The 5458-nt window shown below is 65.2% G+C and carries 6 protein-coding genes; 1 reads left to right on the top strand and 5 read right to left on the bottom strand.

Annotated elements, in window-relative coordinates; all coding sequences use genetic code 11:
- The 5 genes from OZ10_RS19460 to pssA form a co-directional block, all read right to left on the bottom strand.
- Window positions 1–420: pectate lyase family protein (locus OZ10_RS19460; RefSeq protein WP_486684674.1), on the bottom strand; the 420-nt coding region annotated here is incomplete at its 3' end.
- A gap of 286 nt (window positions 421–706) precedes the next feature.
- The gene (locus OZ10_RS19455) at window positions 707–1840 is read right to left on the bottom strand and encodes a pectate lyase family protein (protein WP_039566684.1); all 1134 of its coding nucleotides are present in this window, start codon (window positions 1838–1840) and stop codon (window positions 707–709) included.
- Window positions 1841–2795: 955 nt separating this feature from the next.
- Entirely contained in the window at window positions 2796–3278 is a 483-nt protein-coding gene (gene rimI / locus OZ10_RS19450) for a ribosomal protein S18-alanine N-acetyltransferase (RefSeq protein ID WP_039412520.1), read from the bottom strand.
- On the bottom strand, window positions 3275–3742 hold the full coding sequence (locus tag OZ10_RS19445; protein WP_039412523.1) for an alanine acetyltransferase: 468 nt from the start codon (window positions 3740–3742) through the stop codon (window positions 3275–3277). The genes rimI and OZ10_RS19445 overlap by 4 nt, the downstream gene beginning before the upstream one ends.
- A gap of 10 nt (window positions 3743–3752) precedes the next feature.
- Complete coding sequence (gene pssA / locus OZ10_RS19440; RefSeq protein ID WP_039566682.1) at window positions 3753–4526, bottom strand: CDP-diacylglycerol--serine O-phosphatidyltransferase; 774 nt, start codon at window positions 4524–4526, stop codon at window positions 3753–3755.
- Between the two features lie 118 nt (window positions 4527–4644).
- On the opposite strand from pssA, the gene OZ10_RS19435 reads away from it, so the two are divergent.
- On the top strand, window positions 4645–5046 hold the full coding sequence (locus OZ10_RS19435; protein WP_039412530.1) for a DUF4124 domain-containing protein: 402 nt from the start codon (window positions 4645–4647) through the stop codon (window positions 5044–5046).
- Window positions 5047–5458 lie beyond the last annotated feature (412 nt).

Raw genomic sequence — 5458 nt, 5'->3', positions numbered from 1 at the left:
GTCCCACTTCGGCTCCGGATCCCACGGATTTTCGATGGTGAGGTTACGCACGATGACGTCATTGGCCTTGACGTAGAAATAGCCCTCGCGAATTTCCGCATTGGTGCCGACGCCGATCAAGGTGGTCTTGGTCGGGATGTCCAGGCGCGCACGCGTCTTCATGTCCGAGGTCTTGGTGTAGGGCTTGCCTTCGCTGATGTCGATGACACCCTTGACCTTGATGATGCGCCCGTTGCTGCCGACGCTGGCCTTCAATGCGGCCTTCAATTGTGCTGCGGTGCTGACGGTGTAGATGTTGGCGGCCGCTGCCTTCGAACCGCCCTTGGTACCGCCGTTCTGGGTGGCCCAACCAGTGGTGGCAACCTCCAGCGCGGGGTCGGCGGCGTGGGCCGCGGTCGACAACAACGTGGCGCTCAACATGACACCCACAACGGTACGTCCCACAACAGTCGATGCTTTCGACATGGTGATCAAATCTCTTGAATGAGTGGTGCATGGCACACCGCCATGCGGTGTGCTCCCCGTGCGCTCGCCCAGGCCATCAGGCCAGTCCCCTAGCGAGCCCGTCCGATGCTAATGCGTATGTACATTTTTTAACAGTACATTTCGCACATATTGCACCTGCGTTTTTGGAATGACTCCGCAGCACATGCAGCACGCGTCGTCGCGCACTGCATGTGGCGCGTCTTGTCGAAGGTGCGATCGCTTACAGCTTGCCGGCGCCTGCTTTTGCCTTGACGTCGGCGGCGACCTTGTCGGCCGACAACAGGCTGTAGGTGTAGGGCGGGGTCCAGCCGATGTTGCTGTTCCACGAGCAGCTCAGTGCCTTGCCGTTGAGCAGCGAGCCCTGGTCGCGGTACACGCTGCCGCCGTAGTCGGCGGCGATCTTGTCGCAGCTGCTCACGCCACTGATGTCGAACACATTGCGCTCGGAGAAGATCTTCGACTCCTTGCCTACGCCATGTGCGTGCGAGAACGGGTACACCTTATGACTGGTGCTGCCCACGTGGTAGTTGTTGTACAGATGCACCTGGCCAAAGCGCACCCGCGGCGCACGCGCGGAGATGTTTTCGAACAAGGTGTTGTGGATGGTGACCTTGAGCTTGCCGCTGTCGGTACTGGAAGCGCTGTCGCTGGAACCAATCAAGTCGTTCTTCTCGTGCGACTTGAACGCCGAGTACGAGATGGTCACGAAGTTGGCGCCTTTCTTGACGTCCATCGCGCCGTCGTGGTGCTGCTTGGGGCGGCCGTTGGCGGTGCCGTTCTGGTCGTCGGTGCGGCGACCGTCGGTGAAGGTGACATGGTCCACCCACACATTGGTGGCGCCTTCCACGGTCAGGCCGTCGTACTCGGAATTCCAGTTGCCGGCACTGCCATCATCCGGGTCCCACACCGGCTGCGGGTCCCACGGATTTTCGATGGTGATGTTGCGGATGATGACGTCGTTGGCCTTGACGTAGAGATAGCCTTCGCGGATCTCGGCGTTGCTGGTGATGCCGATCAGCGTGGTCTTGGTCGGGATATCCAGACGCGCGCGGCTCTTCATATCGGCCGTCGTGGTATAGGCCCTGCCTTCGCTGATATCGATGATGCCGCTGATCTTGATGATGCGTCCGTTGCTACCCACGCTGGCCTTGAGCGCGTTCTTCAGTTCCGCAGCAGTCTTGACCGTGTAGATGTTGGCGGCGGCTGCTTTCGAACCGCCCTTGGTGCCACCGTTCTGCGTCGCCCACCCAGTGGTTGCCACTTCCAGCGCAGGATCGGCATAGGCAACGCCGGTGAGCAGCAACGACCCGACAAACAGCGACGCGGCGGCCGCCGTTGATAATTTCGGCTTCATCTTGGATGTCTCCCTCGAATGGGTTCGATGCACCGCGCAGCGGCACATCCCTCGTCTATCGACTACGGAACGTACTTTTCAGGTTTGTACTTTTCAGTTCCGCGTCACCGATACTAGGAGCATCGCAATCGCTTGTATCTAGGCAATGCATCGATATGCACGCGCAGTCACGCAAACGGTTGCGAGACACACAAGAGAGGACAAAACGCTGCAATCAAGACACGCGAGGACAGCGCCAAGGACACTGCAACGCAACATGATGCGGGTCGCCGTGCAGCCGTGCATGGGTCGGATACCGGGTGCCGCTGCGATCACACGCAGGCAGCGTCAACGTGCGTGCGGTGCACAGTGACGTGTCGCTTGCCACGCGTTCAATCGCTGCGCATGTGGTTGCCGCGATAACGCAACCGCTGATGCCGTACGCGTTGGCGGCTCGTCGACGCGCTGCATAAGCGACACGTATCCCGACAGACCCGCGTGGCGTGCGCGATCCAGCCGAGACATCCTGCGCGCGGGTGCTTGACGCAAGGCACTGCAAGAAACGCCGTGATCGCAGACGAAGCATTCTCACCGCAACTGCTGACGATGATGCAATCCATCGGCGCGTTGGACCGTCTCGCCTGCGACCAAGCGCCGCATCCGTAGCGGCACGCATGCGGCGCAACGGTGCACAGATGTTTCACGAGCGCTCAGCGGCAGCCGTCATGTGGTGCGGGTGGCGCGCAGGGCCCGGAAATCGACAGATAGCTGCCCATCACGGGCACCGGCCGCGCCCGCCTGGCGGTGCACGCAATCGTCTCGTTCGCTGCTCCAGCCGCCACGGCGAGCCGTGTCCATCGCCAGGATCGCGGTCTTCTCACGCCTACGCTGGCGCCTTTCGCATCGCACCGATGCGCGCCAGGTCCGCACTCAAGTCAACGTACAGCGCCCGCCATGGCAAGACTGCCGCGCTCGCTCAGGAGAAGCCTTCGAAGAACAACTCGATCGCCATCACCAACGCATCCTCGCGGCCAGTGTGGGAGGGGTAGTACCGCGGACGCCGCCCGATCTCGTTGAAGCCTTCGGAGTGATAGAGCGCAATCGCCGACGGATTGGATGGGCGTACTTCCAGAAATGCGCGCCGCGCGCCGCGGTCGCAGGCGCCCTTGATCAGCGCGCGCAACAGCACGCGCCCGTGCCCTTGCGATTGTGCTTCGGGCGCAATGCAGACATTGAGCACATGTGCCTCGTCGGCAGCGACGCTGATGACGCCATAGCCGATGACCTGGCCACCCTGCTCCATCACCCATCCCGGGTAACCGGCCTGCAGGCAATCGCGAAAGATGCTGCGCGTCCAAGGGAACGGGTAGGCGCGCAGCTCGATCTCCATCACCACGTCCAGATCGCTTTCGCGCATGGCACGCAACGTGGCGGGCAGCGGCGCCTTCATCGCGCTCATGCCGGGTCCTGGCGACGACGCAACGCGCGCAGCTGCGGCCACAGCGCCCGCTTGGCGGCCGGGTTGCCACGCAATTCGGCCAATGGCCAGGACGCCATCAAGGCTTGGGTGCTGGGATCACCGGGGTTGCAACCGGACGCGCGCAACAGCGCCATCTGCAGTCGATCGGGCAGACCGACACGGCTGCGCCGTTGGGGCGCGGTCGTGGCGGTGGTGTCCGGCACGCGCGGCGGCTCGGCCGGCGCAACAGGCGCCGGACGCCGCGGCGATGCGCTGGCAGCCGGCGCGGTTTGCGGTGCGCGTGGCGCCCGCACCGGCGCCGACACCGGCGCGCTGTCGGCCACGTCCACCGGTGCAGGCAACGCCTCGGCCGCATCACGGTCCAGATACACGGTGTGCCCCATCGCCTGCAGGCACGACACCTGCAGATCGGACCACACCGGTTCGCTGGCTGCCTGGTTCATGGACGCCGGCTCACGGGAGCTCGGGCACGCGCCGCCAGCGCCGCCACAGCCACATCACCGGGCCGGACAACGCATACAACACGCCGATCACCAGCAGCGAGCGCGCCAGATCGATCACCAGCAACGCGATCACCACCGTGGCGATGGCCAACGCCAGAAACGGTACACGGTCGGCACGTGGGCCGCGTGCGCCACCCTTGAAGCTCCAGAAGCGGATCCGGCTGACCATCAACAGCGCCGACACCACCGTGACGGCCAGCGCCACATAGCGCAGCTGCTCACCATCGAAGCCCAGGCTGTCGTCGGTGAATGCCCACACGAAGGACATCATCAGCCCTGCCGCTGCCGGGCTGGCGAGCCCGATGAACCAGCGCTTGTCCACCACCCCGACCTGCGTATTGAAGCGCGCCAGCCGCAGCGCCGCGCAGGCCGCATACAGAAAGGCAGCCGACCAGCCCACCCGGCCCATCACGTTGCTGTCGTACTTCAGCGCCGACAGCGACCAGTGGTACATCACCAGCGCCGGGGCCATGCCGAAGCTGACCAGATCGGCCAGCGAGTCGTACTGCACGCCGAACTCGCTGCTGGTGTTGGTCAGGCGCGCCACCCGGCCGTCCAGCCCGTCCATCACCGCAGCCACGAACACCGCCATCGCCGCCTGCACGAACTGGCCATTGGCGGCGGCGATGATGGCGTAGAACCCGGAAAACAGCCCGGCGGTGGTGAACAGGTTCGGCAGCAGGTAAATCGTGCGCGAGCGCGGAGGCGGTCTCATTTCATCCATCCGCCAAGTGTAGGGCCTGAGGTCCGTCCGGCGGTAGCGCGCCCTGCACGCGCGATCACTTGCCAGGGCAGGCGCCGGATGCTGCAATCGCGGCGGGAATCATCCAGGGGAAAGCCACATGCACCTGCCGTCCGGGCTTTGCGCCCTGTTGCTGCTGGTCAGCGCCACCGCCGGCGCTACCGATCTGTACAAGTGGAAGGACGCCAAGGGCGTGACCCACTACACCGAAACCCCGCCACCGACCGGCCAGCGCTATGAGGCGCGCCGGATCGATGCGCGCAGCGGCACCGCCGCCATTGCGGCCCCGGAGTCCATCGCGCCCGAGTCGGCCGACTGCCTGACCGCCCGCCGCAACCTGGAGCTGCTCAGCGGCAAGGGCGAGGTGAGCATGAGCGCCGGCGCCGACGGCAAGCCCGGCGCGGTGCTGGATGCGGACGCCCGCGCCGCGCAGCGCAATCTTGCCGACGCCGCCGTCAAGGCCTACTGCAAGCCGGCAGCTACTGGCACCCCGGCCACCTGAGCCGGACGGCATCGCCAGCGCACGGGCGACGCCGTCCTGCCTGCGGACCGAGGCCCATGCACCGGTCATGCTGCCAATACCGGCCGCATCCATGCGGCTGGACGTCCTGGCAGAACGAACGCGATACCGGATGGCGGCAGTGGCCTGACCCATTGCACGATCTCCGGGCTCGCGTGATGACCACCTTGAACCGGCATCGGATGGCTCGCCCACTGCCGATGTCTGCGCACGGCCGCTCCCCTGGCGAGGCACTCGCGAGCGCAGACCCGGGCGCCCGAGAGCCGCCGGGCAGCCGCCCGGCCGCCCGGCCGGCCGGCGACCACCGGCAACGCGCACCCGGCGATGACCGGCAGGGCGCGAGACTGGCAAACTATGGGCTTTCCGCCCAAGCGAAGCCCGATGCGTCTTTCCC

Origin of the sequence: Xanthomonas cannabis pv. cannabis (assembly GCF_000802365.1) — a bacterium.
In the GTDB taxonomy this organism is placed as follows: domain Bacteria; phylum Pseudomonadota; class Gammaproteobacteria; order Xanthomonadales; family Xanthomonadaceae; genus Xanthomonas; species Xanthomonas cannabis.
Note: the sequence above shows the minus strand (reverse complement) of the source record. Positions and strands in the feature narration are given on the sequence as shown.

Coding starts and splice junctions, on each gene's coding strand:
- OZ10_RS19455 (WP_039566684.1), bottom strand. CDS start 1,840: ATGAAGCCGAAATTATCAACGGCGGCCGCCGCGTCGCTGTTTGTCGGG.
- rimI (WP_039412520.1), bottom strand. CDS start 3,278: ATGAGCGCGATGAAGGCGCCGCTGCCCGCCACGTTGCGTGCCATGCGC.
- OZ10_RS19445 (WP_039412523.1), bottom strand. CDS start 3,742: ATGAACCAGGCAGCCAGCGAACCGGTGTGGTCCGATCTGCAGGTGTCG.
- pssA (WP_039566682.1), bottom strand. CDS start 4,526: ATGGATGAAATGAGACCGCCTCCGCGCTCGCGCACGATTTACCTGCTG.
- OZ10_RS19435 (WP_039412530.1), top strand. CDS start 4,645: ATGCACCTGCCGTCCGGGCTTTGCGCCCTGTTGCTGCTGGTCAGCGCC.